Annotated in this window: 1 protein-coding gene; it reads left to right on the top strand. The window is 40.3% G+C overall.

Annotation, left to right across the window (positions count from 1 at the left end; translation table 11 throughout):
* On the top strand, positions 1-422 hold a 422-nt coding region (locus tag QMM04_RS23175; protein WP_282997244.1), incomplete at both ends, for an IS3 family transposase.

Genomic DNA, 422 nt, shown 5'->3' with positions numbered 1-422 from the left:
ACCTATATCCGTACACATGAAGGGTGGTTGTATCTTGCAGTTGTGATTGACCTGTTTTCACGTCTTGTTGTTGGCTGGTCTATGAAATCAAGAATCACGACAGATCTGGTTTTAGATGCGTTATTGATGGCTTTGTGGCGGAGAAATCCAAAGAACAAAGTCCTAATCCATTCTGATCAGGGTAGCCAATATACCAGCCATGAATGGCAGACATTTCTCAGGCATCATAATCTTGAAAGTAGTATGAGTCGTAGAGGCAATTGCCATGACAATGCTGTTGCAGAAAGCTTCTTTCAGCTATTAAAGCGGGAACGAATTAAAAAGAGAATCTATGCAACTAGAACTGAAGCAAGATCCGATATCTTTGAATATATTGAGATGTTCTATAATTCAAAACGCAGACATGGTTCCAATGGTCAGCG

Origin of the sequence: Pantoea sp. Pa-EAmG (genome assembly GCF_030024295.1) — a bacterium.
In the GTDB taxonomy this organism is placed as follows: Bacteria; Pseudomonadota; Gammaproteobacteria; order Enterobacterales; family Enterobacteriaceae; genus Pantoea; species Pantoea dispersa.
This window is presented reverse-complemented; position numbering and strand designations above follow the sequence as displayed.